Raw genomic sequence first — 21,555 nt, 5'->3', positions numbered from 1 at the left:
GGCCGTAATGGCCGGCAGACGGTCTGTCCCTAAGAAGACTTCAGCTTCAGGAAGGGTTTTCCATCGCCGTACCGGCGGTGGCGGTTTCCTGAACCTTCTTCAGCTCTTCCTCCGACAGCGGGACGAGGCCACGCTCTTCGAGGTAACCACCGGTGGCGAGAGCTTCGTCGCTGACGTACTCGGCGACGAACTCCTCGAGGCCCGGGATGGCCTGGCGGTGGTCGTTCTTGATGTAGATGAAGAGCGGGCGCGACACGGCGTATTCGCCAGAAGCGACAGTCTCTTCCGACGGCTGGACGCCATCGATCGCGGCGCCCTTGAGCGTGTCCTGGTTCTCGAAGAGGAACGAGTAGCCGAAGATGCCGACGGCATTATCGTCAGACGTCAGACGCTGGACGATGAGGTTGTCGTTCTCGCCGGCTTCGACGAACGGGCCGTCGGTGCGCATGCGCTGGCAGACTTCTTCCTTGCGGTCGTCCTCGAGGGCTTCGATCGCCGGGAAAGCCTCGCAGCCCTCTTCCATGACGAGCTCGACCCACGCGTCACGGGTACCCGACGTCGGAGGCGGGCCGTAGACGAGGATTGGCTGGTCCGGCAGCGACGAGTCGATCTGGCTCCAGTTTTCGTAAGGATTCGGGACGATCTCGCCGTCGACCTCAACTTCGCCGGCCAGAGCCTGGAAGAGCTGTGCCTTCGTGACGCTCAGATCGGCACCCGAGCGGGCGCTCGCCAGCGACAGGGCGTCGTAGCCGAGCAGGATTTCGGTGACGTTGGTGACGCCGTTGGTCTTGCAGAGTTCCCACTCCGACTCGGTCATGGCGCGCGAGGCACCAGTGATGTCGGGCGTCTGGGCGCCGACGCCGCCGCAGAAGATCTGCATGCCGCCACCGGTACCGGTCGACTCGAGAACGGGAGCAGCCATGCCCGACTCGTTCGCGAACTGCTCAACGACTGCCTGCGTGTACGGGAAAACCGTCGACGAACCGACGATCTGGATCTGGTCGCGGCTCTGCGCGCCGGCATGGCCGACCAGCGCAAGTGCGGTGCCGAGCGCGAGGCCGGCGATGAGTGTGTTTTTCACGGATGAGTCTCCTTGAGGAGTTACGTTTCCGAACCGAGTGTTGCGAGGCCACCCTGTTTGGCGGCTACGGTTCGCGGTAACCTCTATCGGCGCGACACGAAGTCTCTATGACAGAAACGTCTCACTATTATGACACTTTAAGCTATTGATTTTGATGGCTTTCCAGCGGACATGTCGTCGAGGGTGCCCGGATCGGGGAAACGGGCGGTGAAAACCGAGCCCTCGTTGACCTTCGAGCTGATCAGGAGTCGGCTGCGGTGGCGCAGGAGGATGTTGCGCACGATCGACAGGCCGAGCCCGGTGCCCCGCTGCGAGCGGTCCTTGCCGAGATCGACGCGGTAGAAGCGCTCCGTCAGGCGCGGCACGTGCTCGGCGGCGATGCCCCGGCCGAAATCGCGGACCGAGGCGTCGATGACCGGCGCGCCGCGTTCGGCGGCACGCGCCAGCTGCATCTCGACGCGCCCGCCGCCATCACCGTATTTGCAGGCGTTCTCGACGAGATTGCCGAAGACCTGCATCAGCTCGTCCTCGTCGCCGATGACCAGCACCGGCTCCTCCGGCAGGATCAGCTCGATCGTCAGGCCGCGCTGCTCGGCGAGCGGGCGCATCTGCGCCTCGACCTGGCGGAACAGGGCTGCGAGGTCGGCCTTCGTCGCGATCGGGACGTGGCGCTTCATCTCGATCCGCGACAGCGACAGGAGATCGTCGATCAGCCGCGACATGCGGGTCGCCTGCTCGCGCATGATATCGAGGAAGCGGTCGCGGGCGGCGGCGTCGTTGCGGGCGGGGCCCTGCAGCGTCTCGATGAAGCCGGTCAGCGAGGCGAGCGGCGTGCGCAGTTCGTGGCTGGCATTGGCGACGAAATCGGTGCGCATGCGTTCCAGCCGCAGCTCGGCGGTGCGGTCGCGGAACAGCATTAGAAAGAAATGCGGGCTCTCGCCCTGGTAGGGCGGGATCGGCACCACCTCGACCTGCCAGGTCCGGTCGAGCGGGCGCCGGTCCTCGATCGTCGCCAGCCCCGGCTGATGATGCTCGATCACCCGCTCGACGGCCGACAGCAGCTCGGGCGAGCGGAAGCGCAACGAGACCGGATCGCCGAGCGCCATGTTGCCGAAGGCGATCAGCGAGGCCGGGTTGCGATAGCGCAGCAGCATGGCGCGGTCGACGATGAAGGCCGGCTCCTGGAAGGCCTCGACCACCGCCTTCATGCCGCGGCCCGGCCAGACCACGTCCCGCTCGGCGGCGCGGATCCGGCGCGGGCCGGTGTCGCGACTCGGCCAGTGGACGACGAGCATCAGGCCGACGAAGGCGGCAAAGCAGCCCGCCGCGGCATCCGGGAACCCCGCGCCGAGGAGCGCGAAGAGCGCGGCCGAGGCCACGGTGATCGTCTTGGCACGGCGTCGGGGACCGGCGCGCACCGGCGCTTCCTCCTCGTCCTGGATTTCGTTGGTCATCGTTCGTCAGAGCTTCCCCGGATGGCCGAATCGGCACAATCGGCTGATCATCGCACCGTCCTAGGGCGAAAACTTTAGAGCTTCATGACGGGACGACAGCGACCCGCCGTCGTTCACGCCGCCGGCCGCAGCCGGAGCGCGAAGACCATCAGGTCGCGCGAATCCTGGCCGATGCCGGGATCGATGGCGAGCTGGCCCTCGGTCGTCGATCCGGCGGGGATCTCCATGTCGAAGATGAAGGTCTCTTCCGCGACGCTGGTGGCAAAACGCTGCCGGCCGCAGGTCGTGTCGCCGGCGAAGACGCAGCGCACGCTGAATTCCCGTGGCGTGCCGTCGGGCGAGCCGACGGTCAGTTCGCCGCGCACCGTCTGCCCGGCCAGCGAGCGGACCACGCCGGGCCCGACGACCAGGCCGATCTCGGTACCGCCGCCGACGGTCGGCACCTCGATCCGCACGCCGGAGCGGCCGCCGGTGGTCTGTTCGGCCGTCACGCGGCCGCCGTCGGTCGCCCGCACCACCTCGATGTCGCTGCCGTCGAAAATGCCGATCCATTCGGCGGTGGACTCCTCGGTGTCACCCGATGCGGAGCGGATGGCCTGCTCGACGGTCATGCCGCCGGTCTCGACCTCCGGCGTCGCCATCACCGAGGCATAGAGCCACCAAGCCGCGACCGCGAGCAGCGCCAGAACGGCGATCGCGGCAATCACGCCGACGAGCCAGCGCGGCGCGCGCCGCGATCTCGAGGCCGACGGCTTGCGGTTGCCTGGCGACCAGTCGCCGGCGGGCGGCGGCTCAGCCGCCATGGGCACCGGCTGCGCCGGCGCGTCATGGTCTGGCCGGTCGCCGACGGGGTGCCGGTCTTCGGGAGGAAGCGCCGGCTCCGAAGTCTCGTCGTCCGGCAGCGGCGGTTGCGGTGCCGATGCATCATCGACGCCGGAGGTGGTCACCTCGAAAACGGCGGGTAGCGGCTCGGCAACCGGCTCGTCTGCATCGTGCGCCGCCGCTCCGCCCGGCGGATAGTCGGCTTCGATCCGCTCGATCGCCGCGATCAGCTGCTCGAGCTGGCGGTCCGCCGCAGCCTGGCCGACATGCTTTTCGGCAACGACCCGCTGGATGGCGCGTTCGGCGGCCTCGTAGACCTGGACCCGGAAGTCCGGATCGTCGGCATTTCCATCCTGCAGCGCGCGGCGGACACTCGTTTCAATCGTGCTGGCCAAATAACGCTGCCTTTTGTCAATCGAAGCAAAGCCCGGGGGACGAGCACTGAGCTTGCAGCATAGTACGCGCAGGCGCCTCGTCCAACTACGGCTAACAACCGGTTAGCCATGACGGGGCTCGCGATGACCGGCCGGGAGCATCGCGGCGCTCCTCAGCGCTTCTCGGACCAAGCGGCAACTTTCGTCGCAGCCAATTCCGGCACACCGCGTTGACCGGACGGCACAAGGCACTGCCGACCGCCCCAATCGCATCGACGGAGGATATTCATGACATCGACCAACCTGCTCGGCCTCGACGGCCAGATCGCCCTCGTCACCGGCTCCTCGTCGGGAATCGGCAAGGCGACGGCCATCGAACTGGCGCGTGCCGGGGCCGACGTCGTGATCAACTACCATGGCTCTGCCGAGAAGGGCGACGCGGCGGTCGCCGAGGTCGAGGCGCTGGGCCGGCGCGCCATCGCGATCGCCGCCGATGTCTCGTCCGAGAGCGATGTCGTCGCGATGTTCGACGAGGCCGAGAACGAGCTCGGGCCTCTCGACATCGTCGTCTCCAATGCCGGCATCCAGAAGGACGCCGCGATCGCCGAGATGAGCCTCGACGACTGGAACGCCGTCATCGCCGTCAATCTCACGGGCTCGTTCCTGGTCGGCCGCGAGGCCATCCGGCGCTTCCGCGCCAAGGGACTGCGGGAGACGGTCAGCCCGGCGCTCGGCAAGCTGGTGTTCGATTCCTCCGTCCACCAGGTGATCCCGTGGGCGTTCCGGGTCAACTATGCTGCGTCCAAGGGCGGGCTGGACCTCCTGATGCGCTCCATCGCGCAGGAAGTGTCGACGGAAAAGATCCGGGTCAATTCCGTAGCGCCGGGCGCCATCGCCACCGCGATCAACGCCGAGGAGCGCGAGGACGACAAGGAAGCGATGCTGAAGCTCATTCCGTACGGGCGGATCGGCGAACCCGCCGATGTCGGGCGGACCGTGGCGTGGCTGGTATCGGACGCTGCCGACTACATCACCGGGCAGACGTTGTTCGTCGACGGCGGCATGACGCTCCATCCGGGCTTCCGCGGCAACGGCTGAGGCGACCGCCCTCGCGTCGACGCTCGGCCTTCTGCTATGCAGGCGCTTTGCCAGCCCGAGCAAGAAGCAACGAAGGAGCAGCGCGATGGCACTCAAGGGACAGGTCGCGATCGTCACCGGCGGCGCCAAGGGGATTGGCTATGCCATCGCCCAGCGCTTCCTGCAGGACGGCGCCAAGGTGGTCATCGCCGACATCGACGAAAAGGCCGGCACGGCGGCGGAAAAGTCGCTGGCGGAATGGGGCGAGGTGCGCGCCGCGGTCTGCAACGTCGCCGACCGGCTGCATGTCCACAATCTTCTCGCCATGGCGCTCGGCGAATTCGGCGACGTCGACATCCTCGTCAACAATGCCGGCATCGTCCACAAGGCGGACTTCCTTGATCTGGAAGAAAGCGCCTTCGACCGGGTCATGAGCGTGAACCTCAAGGGCTCGTTCCTCTGCGGCCAGGCAGTCGCGCGACATCTGGTCGAGAAGGTGAAGGCCGGCGGCGAGCCCGGCTCGATCATCAACATGTCGTCGGTGAACGCCGTCTTCGCCCTGCCAGACCAGGTCGCCTATTCGATCTCGAAGGGCGGCATCAGCCAGTTGACGAAGGTCATGGCGCTGTCGCTGGCGCCCTACGGGATCAGGGTCAACGCGATCGGCCCCGGCTCGATCATGACCGACCTCCTGAAGGCGGTGGCCAGCGACAAGGCGGCGACCAAGAAGATCCTGTCGCGCACCCCGCTGGGGCGGATCGGCGAGCCGGAGGAGATCGCCGGAGTCGCGGCGTTCCTCGCCTCGAAGGACGCCAGCTACGTCACCGGCCAAACGATCTACGCCGATGGCGGACGGCTGGGGCTCAACTACACAATGCCCGTGCCGGACGAGGACTGAGCGGGTCGCAATCCGGAAGATCGCGCCGGGGCCACGGCCCCGGCATCGAAATTGCTGCGCGAGCCGGGATCAGCCGCGCTCGTCGCCGTCCTCGTCGGTCTCGGTGCGACGCATCGAGGTGAGCTTGGCGAACACCGCCGCTGCGTCGAGCTCGCCATCCTCGGCCGGAGCGGCCGGCTCATGGCGATGCCAGTTCTGGGTCTGCGACGCCGACAGCAGGCGCTCCTCCTCGGCGATCTCCTCGGGGCGAACGATGCCGCGCGAGGCCTTCTCGACCTCGAGATCGAGATCGATCTGCGAGCAGAGGCCGAGCGTCACCGGGTCCATCGGCTGGAGGCTGGCGGAGTTCCAGTGCGTGCGCTCGCGGATCTGCTGGATGGTGTTCTTGGTCGTGCCGACGAGACGCGAGATCTGCGCGTCCTTCAACTCGGGATGGTTGCGCACCAGCCAGAGAATGGCGTTCGGCCGGTCCTGGCGTTTCGACACCGGCGTATAGCGCGGCGCCTTGCGCTTGGCCTCGGGCACGCGGACCTTCGGTGCAGCGACCTTGATCCGGTGGTTGGAATCCTTCTCGCCCTTCTCGATCTCGTCGCGCGTCAGCTGGCCGTTCATCACCGGGTCGAGGCCCTTGATGCCGGTCGCCGACTCGCCGTCGGCGATCGCCTTCACCTCGAGCGGATGCAGCGTGCAGAAATCGGCGATCTGCTCGAAGGAAAGCGAGGTGTTGTCGACGAGCCAAACCGCCGTCGCCTTCGGCATCAATAGTTGCTGTGCCACGGATACAATCCTCCTTAGTGCCTGCCCCGGGGGGCAGGACGTGGAATCTCACCACATGTCCTGGAATTGGCGGCGGTTATAAAACGTCGGCCGCATGGGTGCAAGGATAGCGAGCAGGCACGCACATATTATACGGCGCCGTGCACGACTGCCGGCGAGGCAACCGTGTACATCAGGTCGTCAGCACGATCTTGCCGATATGGTCCTCGTCCATGTGCCGATGCGCCTCGGCGGCTTCGGCGAGCTTGTAGCGCGCCTCGATGAGCGGCCGGACGGTGCCGGCGGCGAGCAGCGGCCAGACCTTTTCCTCGAGCTCCCTGGCGATGCCGGCCTTGAAGTCCACGGACCGCGCCCGCAGCGTCGAGCCCGTCAGGGTCAGGCGCTTGCGCATGACGAGGTTGAGGTCGATCTCGACCTTCGGGCCGTTCAGGAAGGCGATCTGGACGATGCGCCCGTCCTCGGCGGCGAGCGTCAGGTTCTTGTTGGTGTAGTCGCCGCCGACCATGTCGAGGACGAGGTCGATGCCCCTGCGCCCGGTCGCTTCGGAAAGCGCCGCGACGAAGTCGCCGCTGCGGTAGTTGACGCAGAGCTCGGCGCCGAGCTTCTCGGCGGCCCGGCACTTGTCGTCGCTGCCCGCGGTCGCGAAGACCCGTGCCCCGAACGCCTGGGCGAACTGGATCGCGGTGGTGCCGATGCCGGAGGTGCCGCCATGGACGAGGATGCTTTCGCCCGCCTTCAGGGCGCCGCGCTGGAAGACGTTGTGCCAGACGGTGAAGAAGGTCTCCGGGATGCCGGCGGCCTCCTCGAGGGACAGCCCTTCCGGCACGGGCAGCGCATTGGTCTCGGCGACGGTGGCATATTCGGCGTAGCCGCCGCCGGCGACGAGCGCCATCACCTTGTCGCCGACCGCAAAGCGCGTTGCACCCTCGCCGAGCGCCGCGACGGTGCCGGCGAATTCCAGGCCCGGCCAGTCGGGCGCCCCCGCCGGCGGCGGATAGGCGCCGAGGCGCTGCAGCACGTCCGGCCGGTTCACCCCGGCCGCCGCGATCGCCACCAGGATCTCCCCGGGCGCCGGCTGCGGAACCGGACGCCGGCCCGGCTTCAGGACCTCCGGTCCGCCGAACCCGTCGAACTCTACGACCGTCATGTCATGCGTCATCATCATCTGCCTCCGGCCAAGGAAGGTAGAGAGAATCTTGCGATGGCGAGGCGGCGTTAATTCGCGGGTAAGGTTTCCGGTGTTTAACTGCGATCAGTCCAGATTGATTGGATAGGCGGAGCGCTGGTCGCCCCGTTTGACGCCTCCCTGTTGAAACTCCTGAGAGCCGCTCGCGCGGCTCTTTTTTTGCGTGCGATCGGCCGGACATCGGTTAACCATCGTTACCGGCACAAGCTTGCCATTCGGGGGGTGCCGCCGCACTTTCCCCGAACGCACGAATCTCCGTCTGCCGACACTGGCAAGACGCAGGCCGCCGGGAGGCTGTCGCAGCCAATGACGACGCAGAACACCGATACACCGACGGGAGACCGGACCATCCGGCTTGCCGAGCATCTGGCGTTCTCGCGCTCGTTCCAGCCGCTGTTCAACGAGGGCATGGCCCTGGTCGACGAGACGGCGGTCTATCTGGACGGGGACGGACGTCTCGAGGCGAAGGCGATGTCGAAGGCGGCGGCGACGCTCTATGCCGCCGAGTCGATGCGGCTGACGACGCGGCTGATGCAGGTCGCCTCCTGGCTGCTGCTGCAGCGCGCCGCCAACCAGGGCGACATGTCCCGGGCGCAGGTCGAGGCGGAGAAGGTGAAGGTGCGGCTGGAAGGGCTCGGCAGCGCCCGCGAATCCCCGCAGTACGCCGAACTGCCCGAGACGTTTTGCCACATCGTCGAGCGCGCGGTGAAGCTCGAGCGGCGGATCGCCATGCTCGACCGCGAGATCTACGGCGACGCCGCGCGCGGCGAGGACTGGCCGACCACCAACCCGGTGGGCGAGCAAATCAACCTCTTGAAGACCGCCTTCAACGGCTGATAGCGCCGGCGGCCTGACGGGCTGAACCGCTGGGGGCCCGCGGCTGCCCAGCGGGCTCTTCAAACGTCCGAACTCCCCAATCCGATCGACCTCTCGCCTGGCGCCTTCCGCGCCGGGCCGCATTGCTGCGCCCGCGTCGATCTTCGCAGCCGCACGCGAACGGCGCCGGTGCGCCAGTATCGGCAATCGACATTCCCTTCATTGACGCAAAGGACCTAATCGGCAATCTTCGCCGGGCTGGGAGGCACAAGACTAGATTTTCCGAATAACTGTAAGGGAGGAATACCATGGTGCGACGCACAAATAACGACGCAGGTTTGCCGGCAGCGGATGCCTCGGTAACTCGACGCAAGTTCCTGAGAGGCGGCGCGGTGGTGGCGGGCGCTGCGGCGACCAGCCTGGCGGCGCCCGCAGTCCTCGCGCAGTCGCCGCTCGTGGTGAAGATGCAGACGTCCTGGCCGGCGTCGGACATCTGGATGGACATGGCCCGGCAATATGTCGAGCGCGTCGAGCAGATGAGCGGCGGCCGCCTCAAGATCGATCTTCTGCCGGCGGGCGCCGTCGTCGGTGCCTTCCAGGTCATCGACGCCGTCAATGACGGTGTGCTGGACGCGGCGCACTCGGTCTCGGCCTACTGGTACGGCAAGAACAAGGCGTCTTCGCTGTTCGGCACCGGCCCGGTCTTCGGCGGCAATCCGACGACCATGCTCTCCTGGTTCTACCAGGGCGGCGGGCGCGAGCTCTATCGCGAGCTCACGCAGGACAACATGGGCCTGAACATCGTCGGCCTGCTCGGCTTTCCGATGCCGGCGCAGCCGCTCGGCTGGTTCAAGAACCCGGTGGAATCCGTCGCGGACATCGGCGGCCTGAAATACCGCACCGTCGGCCTTGCGGCCGATCTCATGCAGTCGATGGGCATGAGCGTAACCCAGCTGCCCGGCGGCGAAATCGTCCCGGCGATGGAGCGCGGCGTCATCGACGCCTTCGAGTTCAACAACCCGTCGTCCGACATGCGCTTCGGCGCGCAGGACGTCGCCAAGAACTATTATCTCGGATCGTACCATCAGGCGTCGGAAGCATTCGAATTCCTGTTCAACCGGGACTTCATGGAGGATCTCGACGACGATCTGCGGGCCATCATGGAATACGGCGTCGAGGCGGCCTCGACGGCCAACACCGCCTTCGCACTCGACAACTATTCCGCCGATCTGCAGAAACTGCAGAGCGAGAGCGGCGTGACCGTGCACCAGACGCCGAAGGAAATTCTCGAAGCGCAGCTGGAGGCGTGGTCCGAAATGATCACCGAACTCGAGGGCGACCCGTTCATCAAGAAGGTGCTCGATAGCCAGCGCGCGTGGGTCGAGCGGGTGACCTACTACGAAATCCTCAATGCGCCGGACTACCGCCTGGCCTACGAGCATTTCTTCCCCGGCAAGCTCGACAGCTGACCCGTACCCCGCAGAAGCCTTGAACCAGCCCGGTGGCCATGGCCACCGGGCCTTTCTGCAGACGGATCCGGGAACCCATGATCGCATTCATACGCTTCGCCGACTCGCTGTCGGCCGCCTTCGGCAAGACGTTCGGGTGGCTGATCCTCCTGATGACGTTCGGCACGAGCTACGAGGTGTTCGTCCGCTACGTCCTCAACCAGCCGACGGCGTGGGCCTTCGACGTCTCCTTCATCATGTATGGCACGCTGTTCATGATGGGCGGCGCCTACACGCTGTCGCGCGGCGGCCATGTCCGCGGCGACTTCCTCTACCGGCTCTGGAAACCGAGGACCCAGGCGACGGTCGACCTCGTCCTCTACCTCTTCTTCTTCTTTCCCGGCGTGACGGCGCTGATCGTCACCGGCTGGAAATACGCCGCGCGCTCCGTCGGCTACGGGGAGGTCAGCGTCAACAGCCCCGCCGGCATCCCGATCTACCAGTTCAAGGCCGTCATGGTCGCCGCCGGCATCCTGCTGTTCATCCAGGGAATCGCCGAGATCCTGCGCTGCATCCACTGCATCCGCACCGGCATCTGGCTGCGCGCCGAAGACGACGTGCAGGAGACCGAGGACATCATTCTCAACAAAGCCACTGCCGCTGAAAGCGACGCACATCCATGACCGAACCGCAGCTCGCCCTGTTCATGCTGGGGCTGTTCATCTTCCTCGTATTTCTCGGCTTTCCCATTGCGTTCACGCTGATGGCGATGGGCATCGGCTTTGGCTATTACGCTTATTTCGATGCCGACAGGATGTGGCGCTCCTTCAACCGGCTCGGTGAGGACGCAGGCACCTACGACACGGTCAGCCTCTGGATCGACGGCTTCTTCAACAGCCGGATCTTCGACCTGTTCATCAACCAGACCTACACGGTGATGAGCAACGAGGTGCTGACCGCAGTCCCGCTGTTCCTGTTCATGGGCTACGTCGTCGAGCGCGCCAACATCGTCGACCGGCTGTTCACGACGCTGAACATCGCCTCGAAGAACATTCCCGGCTCGCTGGGCGTCGCCGCGCTGATCACCTGCGCCCTCTTCGCCACGGCCACCGGCATCGTCGGCGCGGTGGTGACGCTGATGGGGCTGCTGGCCCTGCCGGCGATGCTGAAGGCGCGCTACGACCCCTCCTTCGCCTCGGGGATCATCTGCGCCGGCGGCACGCTCGGCATCCTGATCCCGCCCTCGATCATGCTGATCGTCTATGCGGCGGCATCCGGCACATCGATCGTCCGGCTCTATGCCGGCGCGCTGCTCCCGGGGCTCCTCCTGGTCGGGCTGTACCTGGTGTATGTCATCGGCCGATCGATCCTGCAGCCTTCGGTCGCCCCCAAGCCGGCACCCGGCGAGATCCCGGACGTGCCGGTCGGCAAGCTGATCCTCATGATCGCGACGTCGTTCCTGCCGCTCTTCGTGCTGATCATGGCGGTGCTCGGATCGATCCTGTTCGGCCTCGCGACGCCCACCGAAGCGGCGGCGATCGGTGCGCTCGGCGGCCTGCTGCTGGCGGTGATCTACCGGGCGATGACCTTCCAGCGGCTGCGCGAGTCGGTCTATCTGACGGTGCGCACCACCGCGATGGTCTGCTGGCTGTTCGTCGGCTCCTACACCTTCTCCTCGGTGTTCTCCTATCTCGGCGGCGAGGCGGTGATCTCGGAGTTCGTCCAGGGCCTCGACCTGACGCCGCTGCAGTTCCTGCTGCTTGCCCAGGTGATCATCTTCCTGCTCGGCTGGCCGCTGGAGTGGAGCGAGATCATCATCATCTTCGTGCCGATCTTCCTGCCGCTGCTGGCGATTTTCGACATCGACCCGCTGTTCTTCGGCATCCTCGTCGCGCTGAACCTGCAGACTTCGTTCCTGACGCCGCCCATGGCGATGAGCGCGTACTATCTGAAGGGAATCGCCCCGCCCGAGGTGCGCCTGACGCAGATCTTCAAGGGCATCATGCCGTTCCTCTTCATGGTGTTCCTGGCGATGGCGATCGTCTACATCTTCCCGCAGATCGTCTTCTACCTGCCCGGCGTCTTCTATGGGTGACCGGCGCATCCTCGACCTGCCGGCCGTCCTCCTGCGCGAGCGGCTGGCCTCCGGCGCGATGCGGGCGATCGAGCTGACCGAGGCGGTGGTCGCGCGGGTCGAGTGCCTGGGGGCGGCCACGACCGGGTTTGCCTGGTTCGACGCCAGCTTCGCGCGGCGGCAGGCGGCCTCGCTCGACCAGTTCCGCGGCCGCGGACGAGCGCTCGGCCCGCTGCACGGGCTTGCCGTCGCGGTCGACGACACGATCGATACCGCGTGGATCCCGACCGAGCGGGGCTTTGCCGCATTCGAGGGGCGCGTGCCGGAGAAGGAATCGGCCATCGTCGAGCGGCTGCGCAGCGCCGGGGCGATGGTGGCAGGCAAGACACGGGTCGGCGAACTCGGCGTCGGGGCCTGCCGGCGAGAGGATCAGAGCTGGGGCGGATCGACGCCCGACGGCGCAGCGATCGCGGTCGCAACGGGCGTCGTGCCGCTGGCGGTCGGCATGGACGGCCGCTCGGCGCTCGTCGGCTCGGCAGCGCAGGCCGGCGTCACCGGCTACCGGCCGAGCTTCGGCGCGATCTCGCGCCGCGGCACGCTGGATCTGGTGCCGAGCCTCAGCGCCCCGTGCGTCTTCGCGCCAAACGTCTCCGGGGTGGCGCTGCTGGCGGAAGCCTTGTTCGGCTTTGACTCAGCCGACACCGCGACGGCGCTGGCCCCGCATCCGCGGCTCGCCGACCATGCCGGCACGGCGCCGCCGGTGGTGCCGACTCTCGCCTTCGTGCGGACCCCCTGGTGGGACTGCGCCAGTCCGGAGATGCAGGAGGCCTTCGACGAGCTGGTCGCCGCCCTGGGCGATCGCTGCTTCGAGGCGCCGCTTCCGGCGATCTTCGCCGACAGCCGAATTCTCGCCGAGCGGGTGATGCTCGCCGAGATGGCGAAGAACCTCACCGGGATCCAGCAGCGGCATCAGGCGGCGCTGTCGCCAGCCCTGAAGGACGCGCTGGACAAGGGAGACTCGATGCTCGCCCGCGACTATCTGGCGGCGCTCGACTGGCGGACGGTGCTTTATGCCGGGCTCGACGCGATCCTCGAGCGCTGCGACGCCATCGTCACGCCGGCTGCCATCGGGCCGGCCCGCGACGGCGAGGGAACCGCGGATGCGACGGCGTTCAACGCGCTCTGGGCTTTTCTCGGCGTGCCGAGCCTCAGCCTGCCGCTGCTGGAGACGCCGGACGGCCTGCCGATGGGCGTGCAACTCGTCGGACGGCGCGGCGAGGACGCGCGGCTGCTGCGCACCGCCCAATGGCTGGAAACACTGTTTGAACGGGAGATGCAGGAATGACCCTGGAGCGCTTCTTGGCCGCCCTCGCCTTCGTGACCTTCTGCATCTTCCTGGGAGTGCTGGTCACCAAGGTCGCGACGCTCGACCTCACCATCGTGGTACTCGTCACCGTGCTCTTGTGCGGCTACGACCTGTTCTTCCACCGTGTCCCGCCGCATCGGTAGAGCCAGGCGCCACGAAAAAGCCCGGCACGAGGGCCGGGCTTTTCGAGCGACTTGTCGCTGGAACTTAGATCTTGAGACCTTCGTACCGCTTCTTGAAGCGCGACACGCGGCCACCGCGGTCGAGCAGATGCTGGTTGCCGCCGGTCCATGCCGGATGGCTGGTCGGGTCGATGTCGAGGTTCATCTTGTCGCCTTCCGAACCCCAGGTCGACCGGGTCTCGTACTCGGTGCCGTTGGTCATCACGATGGTGATGTTGTGGTAGTTCGGGTGGATGTCTTTCTTCATCGCCTTCGGTCCTTGGTCCTGCCGGCCCCCCCGGCACGCTTGAGCCACTGCGGCAAAGCCGCCCGACGGTCTCGATGTCGCGGGGATCACGGAGCGCGCTTCGCTTCCAAAATCAGGGTCGAGCCTATACATCAGGGCCGGTCGGGGCACAAGAGCCGCCCCGGCGCCCAATAGCCGGGAGACACGTGTGTCCGATATCATCATGGCGGAACAGAAGAGCGCTGCCAGCCGGCGCAATCTGAGGCCGCTGGCCCGGCTGGCGCCCTACATGTTCCGCTACAAGGGGCTGATGACAGGTGCGGTCGTCTGCCTGTCTCTCGCCGCCATCACCACGCTGTCGCTGCCGCTCGCCGTCCGGCGGGTGGTCGACCACGGCTTCGCGACGTCCGACACCGGCTTCATCGACCTTTATTTCGCGACGCTGATCCTGCTGGCGCTCGTCCTCGCCGTCGCCAGCGCGGGACGGTATTTCTTCGTCATCACGCTCGGCGAGCGGGTTGTGGCGGATCTGCGCAAGGACGTCTTCGCCCATGTCACGCGGCTATCGCCGGGATTCTTCGACCGGTCGATGTCGGGCGAGATCATCTCGCGGCTGAGCGCCGACACGACACAGGTGAAGTCCGCCGTCGGCGCCACCGCCTCGCTCGCCCTGCGCAATGCCATCCTCTTCCTCGGTGCGGTGACGATGATGGTGGTCACCAGCCCCGGCTTGTCGCTGATCGTCATCGGTGCGATCCCGATCATCGTCCTGCCGCTCGTCGCCTTCGGCCGCTCGGTGCGCCGTCGCTCGCGCCTGGCACAGGACACGCTGGCCGACGCCACCGCCTATGCCAGCGAGGCCATCGGCGCGATGCGCACGGTGCAGGCCTTCACCGGCGAAGCGGCGGCATCCGGACGGTTCTCCCGCGCGGTGGAGCTCGCCTTCGGCGCGGCACGCTCGTCGATCACCGCCCGGGCCTTTCTCACGGCCTTCGCGATCTTCCTGATCTTCGGCTCGATCATCGCCGTGCTGTGGATCGGGGCGCAGCAGGTGACGGCCGGCACGATGACCCCGGGCACGCTCGGCCAGTTCCTGCTTTACGCGGTGTTCGCAGCCGGTGCGCTCGGGCAGCTGTCCGAGGTCTGGGGCGAACTCGCCCAGGCCGCCGGCGCGACGGAGCGCCTCAGCGAGCTGCTCGGCGAGGAATCCGGCGTGCGGGAGGCGGCCCATCCGATGCCTATGCCGATGCCGGCGCAGGGCGCCGTGGTGTTCGAGGATGTCAGCTTCGCCTATCCGACGCGCCCGGACCTGCCGACGGTGCACCAGCTGTCCTTCGCGATCCGCCCCGGTGAGACCGTGGCGATCGTCGGGCCGTCCGGTGCCGGCAAGTCGACGATCTTCTCGCTGATCGAGCGCTTCTATGATCCGGATGCCGGCCGCATCCTCGTCGACGGCGTGGACATAAGGCAGGCCGACCTCCACGCGCTGCGCAGCCGCATCGCACTGGTGCCGCAGGACGTCTCGATCTTCGCCGCCAACGCGTCGGAGAATATCGGCTTCGGCGAGATCGACCCGGACGATTCGCGGATCCGCTCGGCCGCCCGCTCGGCGCTTGCCGACGGCTTCATCGAGGCGCTGGACAAGGGCTACGACACGATCATCGGCGAGCGTGGCATCACCCTGTCGGGCGGGCAGCGCCAGCGCATCGCGATCGCCCGAGCCATCCTGCGCGACGCGCCGATCCTGCTGCTCGACGAAGCGACGTCGGCGCTCGACGCCGAGAGCGAGAAGCTGGTGCAGATCGCGCTGGAGAAGCTGATGGAAGGCCGCACGACGCTGGTCATCGCGCATCGCCTGGCGACGGTGCTGAAGGCCGACCGCATTCTCGTGCTGGACCAGGGCCGGGTCGTCGAGGAAGGCACGCACCAGGCGCTGGTCGCCCGTGACGGCCTCTATGCAAGGCTCGCCCGGCTGCAGTTCAACGACGGCGCCGGCGAGCGCCAGGCGGCCGAATAGGGCGTCCTGCCCGACTGGTCAGTCCACCGCCGGCAAAGTAGCGGTCACCTCGATCGCGGCGAACCAGGCCGACAGATCGGCGATGTCCTCGTCGCTGAGGCCCTGCGCGATGATCGACATCTGCTGGTGCCGGCGGCGACCGTCGCGAAACGCCCGCAGCTGTTCGGCGAGATAGATGTCGCTGTCGCCGGCAAGGTTGGGCGCGTCCGGCGCCGTGGCGATGCCGTCGCGGCCATGGCAGGTCGCACACATCTGCGCCTTCTGCTTGCCGGCGGCGATATCGGCGGCAAGCCCCGGACCGGCGACGAAGGGCATGGCGAGAAGAGCTGCGGCGAGCAGCGAAAGACGGGTCATCTGGTCTGTTTCCTGGATGGGGATCAAACGGACGCCTGCCGGGCGGCTTGCGGCGGCGGCGGCCGGAAGCGCAGCTCCCGCGCCCGAAACGGGCGCAGGCGCCTCGACGAAGGCGGGATCAGTCGTCGTACGAGATCCGGTAGATCGCGCCGGCAAGGTCGTCGGAGACCAGCAGCGAGCCGTCCTTCATCACCGCGACATCGACCGGCCGGCCGATATATTCGCCGCTGTCGGTCAGCCAGCCTTCGGCAAAGGCCTCGGTCTCGCCGGCGGTGCCGTCCTCGTTCACCGGGGTGAACATCACCCGTGCGCCGACCGGCTGGGTGCGGTTCCAGGAACCGTGCTGGGCCGAGAAGATGCCGCCGCGATATTTCTGCGGGAAGCTGGTGCCGGTGTAGAAGTCCATGCCGAGATCGGCGGCGTGCGCCGCCATCTCGACCTCCGGCTGCACCACGTCGGCCGGCACCTCGGCATCCTTGTACTCGTTGGTGCGGACGGTGCCGCCGCCATACCAGGGGAAGCCGAAATTCTGGCCGGCTTCGGTGGCGCGGTTGAGTTCGCCCGGCGGGATGTCGTCGCCCATGCCGTCGACCTGGTTGTCGGTGAACCAGAGGTCGCCATTGGCCGGGTTGAACTGCATGCCGACGGAGTTGCGCACGCCGCGGGCGAAGACCTCGCGGCCGGAGCCGTCGCGGTTCATCCGGATGATGCCGCCGATGCCGGTCCGCTCGTAGAGACCGGCTTTTTCCGTTGGTGGCACGTTGAACGGCTGGCCCAGCGAGACATACAGCTTGTCGTCCGGCCCGATCCGGCAGACGCGGGCGGTGTGGTTGAAGGATTCCTCCGAGGTGGGGACCAGTTCGCCCTTCGGCACGATCTCGTCGACCGCGACATCGGGGCTCTCGTAGAAGAACTCCGCCGCCGGCAGGACCAGGACGCGGTTCTGCTCGGCGAGATAGAGAAACCCGTCATCGGAGAAGCAGACACCGTTCGGGATCGCGAAGTCGATTGACGGGGCGAACTGCTTGACCTCGTCGGCGACGCGGTTCTTGTCGCGGTCGGTGACCGCCCAGACGTCCTGCTTGCGGGTGCCGACGAAAGTCACCACGCCCTGCGGTCCGATCGCGATGTGCCTGGCGTCTGGCACCACGGCGTAGAGTTCGATCTTGAAACCGGATGGAAGTTTGACGTTCTCGAGATTGGACCGCAGCTGGTCGGCATAGTCGCCGGTCTGCTCGATCGTGCGGAAGTCCATCGACGTGCCGGTCGACTGCATCCCCCGCAGCTTCGTCATGTTGTCGTCGCCCTGGGCGAACGCGTTCGTCGCCGCCACGAGGCCGGCAAGGGCCACCGTGCTCATCAGCATTCTAATCATGTTTCCTCCCTGCCGTGCTTGCTACACGGTCTTTTACAGGGGCTTCGCCCCTACGGAAGGAATGCTGGCAGGGCTCCGGCGCGGCCGTCAATCATCCGCGCCGCGCAGCCAATCGCCGCATGGATGGTAGCGGTTGCAAGGGGGATCAGCGCTCGGTGAGCTTGAACTCGATCCGGCGGTTGCGATCGCGGGCCTCGGGGCTGTCGCCCGGCTCGATCGGCTGGAACTCGCCGAAGCCGGTCGCCGCCAGGCGCTCGGGCGGCACGCCCTGGCTGATCAGGTATTTGACGACGGCGCCCGCGCGCTCGGTCGAGAGTTCCCAATTGTCCTCGAACCGCCCGCCCGAGATCGGCACGTTGTCGGTATGGCCGTCGACGCGGATGATCCAGTTGATGTCCGAGGGGATCTCGCGGTTGAGCTCGACGATGGCGCTGGCGAGCTTGGCCATCTCCTCGGCGCCGGCTGGCTGCAAGACGTCCGATCCGGACGGGAACAGCACTTCCGACTGGAAGACGAAGCGATCGCCGACGATGCGGATGTTGTCGCGGTCCGACAGGATCTCGCGCAGCCGGCCAAAGAAGTCGGAGCGGTAGCGCGACAGCTCCTGCACGCGCTGTGCCAGGGCGACGTTGAGCCGGCGGCCGAGATCGGCGATGCGGGTGCGGCTTTCGGCATCGCGCACTTCGGAGACTTCGAGCGCGTTTTCGAGGGCGGCGATCTGCTGGCGGAGCGCCGAGAGCTGCTGGTTGAGCAGCTCGACCTGGCTGCGGGCGCGCTGCGACAGCGAGCGCTCCTCGTCCAGCGCGCTCTCCAGCTGGCCAACCTGCGCCCCGGCGATCGCGGCCGAACCGGAGCCGGAATCCAGCGCCTGCTGCAGGCGGCTGCGCTCGGCGTCGGCGGAGGCGAGCGAGGCCTCGAGCGAGGCGATCTGGTCCTCGAAATCCTGGCCGGACGAGCGTTCGAGCGCGAGAAGCTGGGTCAGTTCGTTGATCTGGCTGTTCAGCCGGTCCAGCGCCTCGTCCTGGCCGGAGATCTCGCGGGACAGGATGAACTGCGCCAGCACGAACACCGACAGGAGGAACATGATCGCCAGGAGCAGCGTCGACAGGGCGTCGACGAAGCCCGGCCAGTAATCGATGTTGCGTTCGCTCCGCCGGTTTCTCGAGATCGCCATCGATCAGCGCCCCTTGTCGCCGCTGCCGAGTTGGGTGGAGAGGCGTTCCAGCACCTTGCGGAGCTCGCGCTGCTCGCCGGCCTGCGCCTCGACGAAATCGCGCAGGATCTGCTGCTCGCCGCGCATGTGCTGGACCAGTCCCTGAATGCTTTCCGCGAGATTCGCCATGGCCGCGCTGGTGCGCGGATTGGCGCCCTGGTCCTGCACCAGCTTGCCGAGACGCTCGGAGAGCAGGCGCAGGTCGCCGCTCGCCTCGCCGGCCGCGCCGGGTGCCAGAACCATGTCGGAGCCGACATCGGTGACCGATGACAGCCAGTTTTCCAGCTCGGTGTAGAAGCGGTTCTGCGCACGGCCGATCTGCAGGTCCAGAAAGCCGAGGACGAGCGAGCCGGAGAGGCCGAACAGCGAGGACGAGAAGGCCGTGCCCATGCCCGACAGCGGTGCCGCAAGGCCCGCCTTGAGGGAATCGAGGATGGCGTTGGTGTCGCCGATCGAGGGGTCGAGGCCCTGGATGGTCGCGCCGATCGAGCCGATGGTGCGAAGCAAGCCCCAGAACGTGCCGAGCAGGCCGAGGAAAACCAGCAGGCCGATGAGATAGCGGGCGATGTCGCGGGTCTCGTCGAGGCGCGTCGCGATCGAGTCGAGGATCGAGCGCATCGACTGGGTCGACAGCGACAGCGAGCGGCGCCGGCCGATCATGGCGCGCATCGGCGCCAGCAGCACCGGATCCTTCATCTGGTCGAAATCGTCGGCGCCGTCGCGATAGGCGTTGACCCAGCGGACCTCGCGCTGCAGCCGCAAGACCTGCAGCATGGCCAGGAAGATGCCGACGCAGAGAACGCCGATGATCAGGCCGTTCAGCCCCGGATTGGTAACGAAGGCCGAGGCGACCTGGCGACCGAGGATCGCCGCGACGAAGCCGACGAGCGCCAGGAACACCAGCATCGACCAGAGGAACACGAGGGGGCTGGAAAGCCGGATCGGGTCGAAATCGTCCGGTCTCCCGGACTTGGCTGGCGTACTGAAGACCTGCATCGCGTTCCATCAACTCCCGTGGGGGATCCGGTGCCGCAGACGGCGACTATCCGCGCGAACGCACATCCGGCATGTCGTCTCCCACGCCGCTTGTACTCGAATTCCGAACCGAGGATAGGCAACAATGCGGCGCATTTAAACGTTCGTCGCTGCAACGCAGCAGCATTTGGCTTAAATTCGCGTTAAGTTTCCCGAATTCCGGCGCGGCAAGGCGCTCAGGGTTGCGCTTGCCGCCTTCCGCCGCAACGTCGCCTGCTGCAGTTGTTCGACCAGCGACTTGTGCATGAATTCATTGCCGCAGGCGACGTCGCCCTGCATGTGGTCGAACTTCTCGCCGTCCATGCCGGAAAGGAAGCCGCCGGCCTCGCGGATCAGCACCGCGCCGGCCGCGACGTCCCATGGCCGCAGCGCCCGCTCCCAGTAGCCGTCGAAGCGGCCGGCCGCGACATAGGCAAGGTCGAGCGCGGCGGCGCCCATGCGGCGGATGCCGGAGGTCTCGCCCATGATCTGGCGCATCTCGTAGAGCGCGGCGGCATGGTCGCCCTGCCCGAGGAACGGGATGCCGGTGGCAAACAGCGATTCCGGCAGGCTCTTGCGCGCAGCGACCCGCAGACGGCGATCGTTGAGGAAGGCGCCGCCGCCCTTTTCGGCCGTGAAGAGTTCGTCCATCGCGGGGTTCAGGATGACGCCGGCGACCAGCTGGCCGTCGCGTTCCAGCGCGATCGAGATCGCGAACATCGGCAGGCCGTGCAGGAAGTTGGTCGTGCCGTCGAGCGGGTCGACGATCCAGCGGTGCTGCGGATCGCGGCCCTCGACGGTGCCGCGCTCCTCCATCAGGAAGCCCCAGTCCGGCCGGGCGCGGGAGAGTTCCTGGAAGATCACCTCTTCGGCACGCCGGTCGGCGTTCGAGACGAAGTCGGCCGGCCCCTTCATCGAGACCTGCAGGTTCTCAACCTCGCCGAAGTCGCGGATCAGCCCGCGGCCGGCCTTCATGGCGGCCTGGACCATGACGTTGAGAAGGGCAGAACGAGCCATTGCATGCTTTCAGAAAGGAAGTTTGGGCCGGGGCCCGGGAAGAAGAAGCGAATGTCGGGCGGCGACCGATCAGTCGGCGCGCCGCAGATAGGTGATCTCGTTGGTATCGACGAGGATCTTCTCGCCCGCCTCGATGAAGGGCGGGACCATCACCCGGATGCCGTTGTCCATCACCGCCGGCTTGTAGGACGAGGCGGCGGTCTGCCCCTTCACCACCGGATCGGCCTCGACGATGGTCAGCACGACCTGGTCGGGCAGCTTGATGCCGATCGGCTTCTCCTCGTGGCTTTCCACGGTGACCATCATGCCGTCCTGCAGGAAGGCGGCGCGGTCGCCGACGAAATCCTTCTGGAGTTCCAGCTGCTCGTAGGTGCCGGTGTCCATGAACACCAGCATCTCGCCCTCGGCGTAGAGGAACTGGTAGTCGTTCTGCTCGAGGCGAACCCGCTCGACCGTCTCCGACGCCCGGAACCGCTCGTTGAGCTTGGTGCCGTCGATCAGGTTCTTCAGCTCGACTTGAGCGAAGGCGCCGCCCTTGCCCGGCTTGACGTGGGCGGTCTTGATGGCAGCCCACAGGCCGCCATTGTGCTCGATCACATTGCCGGGGCGGATTTCGTTTCCGTTGATCTTCATGAAAGCTCTCGAAGGGTTCGGCCGCGACCCTTGTCGCGGTCGCGCGGCATCATCGGTTGGGCGTAACGTCGGGCATCTTCAATCGGGCGCCGGGCACTGCTGCTGGCCTTGCGCGAGGCGCGCCGAGATCGCGCGCGAAGCTCACCGATCG

Annotated in this window: 21 protein-coding genes; 9 read left to right on the top strand and 12 right to left on the bottom strand. The window is 66.9% G+C overall.

The window, feature by feature from the left end; translation table 11 throughout:
• Window positions 1-46 precede the first annotated feature (46 nt).
• The 3 genes from GTW51_RS10715 to GTW51_RS10705 all read right to left on the bottom strand — a co-directional run bounded on the left by GTW51_RS10715 (window position 47) and on the right by GTW51_RS10705 (window position 3,752).
• Window positions 47-1,081, bottom strand: a complete 1,035-nt coding sequence (locus GTW51_RS10715; RefSeq protein WP_163043916.1) for a substrate-binding domain-containing protein — start codon at window positions 1,079-1,081, stop codon at window positions 47-49.
• 137 nt (window positions 1,082-1,218) lie between these two features.
• Window positions 1,219-2,535 (bottom strand): ATP-binding protein, encoded by a 1,317-nt coding sequence (locus tag GTW51_RS10710; RefSeq protein ID WP_163043915.1) that lies wholly within the window; start codon window positions 2,533-2,535, stop codon window positions 1,219-1,221.
• A 113-nt stretch (window positions 2,536-2,648) separates the two neighbouring features.
• Entirely contained in the window at window positions 2,649-3,752 is a 1,104-nt protein-coding gene (locus tag GTW51_RS10705) for a hypothetical protein (protein ID WP_163043914.1), read from the bottom strand.
• Between the two features lie 267 nt (window positions 3,753-4,019).
• Between GTW51_RS10705 and GTW51_RS10700 the strand changes: the two genes are divergently transcribed.
• Both GTW51_RS10700 and GTW51_RS10695 read left to right on the top strand, forming a co-directional pair.
• Window positions 4,020-4,829, top strand: a complete 810-nt coding sequence (locus GTW51_RS10700; protein ID WP_163043913.1) for an SDR family oxidoreductase — start codon at window positions 4,020-4,022, stop codon at window positions 4,827-4,829.
• Between the two features lie 85 nt (window positions 4,830-4,914).
• The gene (locus tag GTW51_RS10695; RefSeq protein WP_163043912.1) at window positions 4,915-5,706 is read left to right on the top strand and encodes an SDR family NAD(P)-dependent oxidoreductase; all 792 of its coding nucleotides are present in this window, start codon (window positions 4,915-4,917) and stop codon (window positions 5,704-5,706) included.
• Between the two features lie 69 nt (window positions 5,707-5,775).
• On the opposite strand, the gene GTW51_RS10690 is transcribed toward GTW51_RS10695, so the two are convergent.
• Window positions 5,776-6,483 carry a cell cycle transcriptional regulator TrcR gene (locus GTW51_RS10690; protein ID WP_163043911.1) on the bottom strand — a complete coding sequence of 236 codons (708 nt, stop codon included), beginning with the start codon at window positions 6,481-6,483 and terminating at the stop codon, window positions 5,776-5,778.
• 172 nt (window positions 6,484-6,655) lie between these two features.
• Window positions 6,656-7,648: an NAD(P)H-quinone oxidoreductase gene (locus tag GTW51_RS10685; RefSeq protein ID WP_163043910.1), complete on the bottom strand. Its 993-nt coding sequence runs from the start codon at window positions 7,646-7,648 to the stop codon at window positions 6,656-6,658.
• A gap of 327 nt (window positions 7,649-7,975) precedes the next feature.
• On the opposite strand from GTW51_RS10685, the gene rcdA reads away from it, so the two are divergent.
• From rcdA to GTW51_RS23545, 6 genes are all read left to right on the top strand, one after another.
• On the top strand, window positions 7,976-8,506 hold the full coding sequence (gene rcdA, locus GTW51_RS10680) for a protease adaptor protein RcdA (protein ID WP_163043909.1): 531 nt from the start codon (window positions 7,976-7,978) through the stop codon (window positions 8,504-8,506).
• Between the two features lie 287 nt (window positions 8,507-8,793).
• Window positions 8,794-9,954 (top strand): TRAP transporter substrate-binding protein, encoded by a 1,161-nt coding sequence (locus GTW51_RS10675; RefSeq protein WP_163043908.1) that lies wholly within the window; start codon window positions 8,794-8,796, stop codon window positions 9,952-9,954.
• 77 nt (window positions 9,955-10,031) lie between these two features.
• Window positions 10,032-10,616, top strand: coding sequence for a TRAP transporter small permease subunit (locus GTW51_RS10670; RefSeq protein WP_163043907.1), 585 nt, complete (start codon window positions 10,032-10,034; stop codon window positions 10,614-10,616).
• Window positions 10,613-12,028: a TRAP transporter large permease gene (locus tag GTW51_RS10665; RefSeq protein WP_163043906.1), complete on the top strand. Its 1,416-nt coding sequence runs from the start codon at window positions 10,613-10,615 to the stop codon at window positions 12,026-12,028. Before GTW51_RS10670 ends, GTW51_RS10665 begins: the two co-directional genes overlap by 4 nt.
• Window positions 12,021-13,352: an amidase gene (locus GTW51_RS10660; RefSeq protein WP_163043905.1), complete on the top strand. Its 1,332-nt coding sequence runs from the start codon at window positions 12,021-12,023 to the stop codon at window positions 13,350-13,352. The genes GTW51_RS10665 and GTW51_RS10660 overlap by 8 nt, the downstream gene beginning before the upstream one ends.
• A complete protein-coding gene (locus tag GTW51_RS23545) occupies window positions 13,349-13,516 on the top strand; it encodes a hypothetical protein (RefSeq protein WP_203566012.1) in 168 nt (55 codons plus the stop codon). The genes GTW51_RS10660 and GTW51_RS23545 overlap by 4 nt, the downstream gene beginning before the upstream one ends.
• Window positions 13,517-13,580: 64 nt before the next feature.
• Here the strand turns inward: GTW51_RS23545 and rpmE are convergent, their stop codons facing one another.
• Window positions 13,581-13,802 carry a 50S ribosomal protein L31 gene (gene rpmE, locus GTW51_RS10655; RefSeq protein ID WP_163043904.1) on the bottom strand — a complete coding sequence of 74 codons (222 nt, stop codon included), beginning with the start codon at window positions 13,800-13,802 and terminating at the stop codon, window positions 13,581-13,583.
• A gap of 202 nt (window positions 13,803-14,004) precedes the next feature.
• Here rpmE and GTW51_RS10650 point away from each other — a divergent pair, with 202 nt between their 5' ends.
• Complete coding sequence (locus tag GTW51_RS10650; RefSeq protein ID WP_163043977.1) at window positions 14,005-15,798, top strand: ABC transporter transmembrane domain-containing protein; 1,794 nt, start codon at window positions 14,005-14,007, stop codon at window positions 15,796-15,798.
• 18 nt (window positions 15,799-15,816) lie between these two features.
• Here the strand turns inward: GTW51_RS10650 and GTW51_RS10645 are convergent, their stop codons facing one another.
• The 6 genes from GTW51_RS10645 to efp form a co-directional block, all read right to left on the bottom strand.
• Window positions 15,817-16,152, bottom strand: a complete 336-nt coding sequence (locus tag GTW51_RS10645; protein ID WP_163043903.1) for a c-type cytochrome — start codon at window positions 16,150-16,152, stop codon at window positions 15,817-15,819.
• 118 nt (window positions 16,153-16,270) lie between these two features.
• Window positions 16,271-17,527, bottom strand: coding sequence for a PQQ-dependent sugar dehydrogenase (locus GTW51_RS10640; RefSeq protein WP_163043902.1), 1,257 nt, complete (start codon window positions 17,525-17,527; stop codon window positions 16,271-16,273).
• Between the two features lie 145 nt (window positions 17,528-17,672).
• Entirely contained in the window at window positions 17,673-18,701 is a 1,029-nt protein-coding gene (locus GTW51_RS10635) for a peptidoglycan -binding protein (protein ID WP_163043901.1), read from the bottom strand.
• Between the two features lie 3 nt (window positions 18,702-18,704).
• Entirely contained in the window at window positions 18,705-19,736 is a 1,032-nt protein-coding gene (locus GTW51_RS10630) for a MotA/TolQ/ExbB proton channel family protein (RefSeq protein ID WP_163043900.1), read from the bottom strand.
• 171 nt (window positions 19,737-19,907) lie between these two features.
• Window positions 19,908-20,771 carry an inositol monophosphatase family protein gene (locus tag GTW51_RS10625; protein WP_163043899.1) on the bottom strand — a complete coding sequence of 288 codons (864 nt, stop codon included), beginning with the start codon at window positions 20,769-20,771 and terminating at the stop codon, window positions 19,908-19,910.
• Between the two features lie 69 nt (window positions 20,772-20,840).
• Entirely contained in the window at window positions 20,841-21,404 is a 564-nt protein-coding gene (gene efp / locus GTW51_RS10620; RefSeq protein ID WP_163043898.1) for an elongation factor P, read from the bottom strand.
• Between the last annotated feature and the right edge of the window lie 151 nt (window positions 21,405-21,555).

Origin of the sequence: Aurantimonas aggregata, assembly GCF_010500835.1 — a bacterium.
Lineage (GTDB): Bacteria > Pseudomonadota > Alphaproteobacteria > Rhizobiales > Rhizobiaceae > Aurantimonas > Aurantimonas aggregata.
This window is presented reverse-complemented; position numbering and strand designations above follow the sequence as displayed.

What these genes read in the sequence shown, in the direction of transcription:
- GTW51_RS10710 (WP_163043915.1), bottom strand. Translation starts at nt 2,535, where the DNA reads ATGACCAACGAAATCCAGGACGAGGAGGAAGCGCCGGTGCGCGCCGGT.
- GTW51_RS10700 (WP_163043913.1), top strand. Translation starts at nt 4,020, where the DNA reads ATGACATCGACCAACCTGCTCGGCCTCGACGGCCAGATCGCCCTCGTC.
- GTW51_RS10695 (WP_163043912.1), top strand. Translation starts at nt 4,915, where the DNA reads ATGGCACTCAAGGGACAGGTCGCGATCGTCACCGGCGGCGCCAAGGGG.
- GTW51_RS10685 (WP_163043910.1), bottom strand. Translation starts at nt 7,648, where the DNA reads ATGATGATGACGCATGACATGACGGTCGTAGAGTTCGACGGGTTCGGC.
- rcdA (WP_163043909.1), top strand. Translation starts at nt 7,976, where the DNA reads ATGACGACGCAGAACACCGATACACCGACGGGAGACCGGACCATCCGG.
- GTW51_RS10675 (WP_163043908.1), top strand. Translation starts at nt 8,794, where the DNA reads ATGGTGCGACGCACAAATAACGACGCAGGTTTGCCGGCAGCGGATGCC.
- GTW51_RS10670 (WP_163043907.1), top strand. Translation starts at nt 10,032, where the DNA reads ATGATCGCATTCATACGCTTCGCCGACTCGCTGTCGGCCGCCTTCGGC.
- GTW51_RS10665 (WP_163043906.1), top strand. Translation starts at nt 10,613, where the DNA reads ATGACCGAACCGCAGCTCGCCCTGTTCATGCTGGGGCTGTTCATCTTC.
- GTW51_RS10660 (WP_163043905.1), top strand. Translation starts at nt 12,021, where the DNA reads ATGGGTGACCGGCGCATCCTCGACCTGCCGGCCGTCCTCCTGCGCGAG.
- GTW51_RS23545 (WP_203566012.1), top strand. Translation starts at nt 13,349, where the DNA reads ATGACCCTGGAGCGCTTCTTGGCCGCCCTCGCCTTCGTGACCTTCTGC.
- rpmE (WP_163043904.1), bottom strand. Translation starts at nt 13,802, where the DNA reads ATGAAGAAAGACATCCACCCGAACTACCACAACATCACCATCGTGATG.
- GTW51_RS10650 (WP_163043977.1), top strand. Translation starts at nt 14,005, where the DNA reads ATGGCGGAACAGAAGAGCGCTGCCAGCCGGCGCAATCTGAGGCCGCTG.
- GTW51_RS10645 (WP_163043903.1), bottom strand. Translation starts at nt 16,152, where the DNA reads ATGACCCGTCTTTCGCTGCTCGCCGCAGCTCTTCTCGCCATGCCCTTC.
- GTW51_RS10640 (WP_163043902.1), bottom strand. Translation starts at nt 17,527, where the DNA reads ATGATTAGAATGCTGATGAGCACGGTGGCCCTTGCCGGCCTCGTGGCG.
- GTW51_RS10635 (WP_163043901.1), bottom strand. Translation starts at nt 18,701, where the DNA reads ATGGCGATCTCGAGAAACCGGCGGAGCGAACGCAACATCGATTACTGG.
- GTW51_RS10630 (WP_163043900.1), bottom strand. Translation starts at nt 19,736, where the DNA reads ATGCAGGTCTTCAGTACGCCAGCCAAGTCCGGGAGACCGGACGATTTC.
- GTW51_RS10625 (WP_163043899.1), bottom strand. Translation starts at nt 20,771, where the DNA reads ATGGCTCGTTCTGCCCTTCTCAACGTCATGGTCCAGGCCGCCATGAAG.
- efp (WP_163043898.1), bottom strand. Translation starts at nt 21,404, where the DNA reads ATGAAGATCAACGGAAACGAAATCCGCCCCGGCAATGTGATCGAGCAC.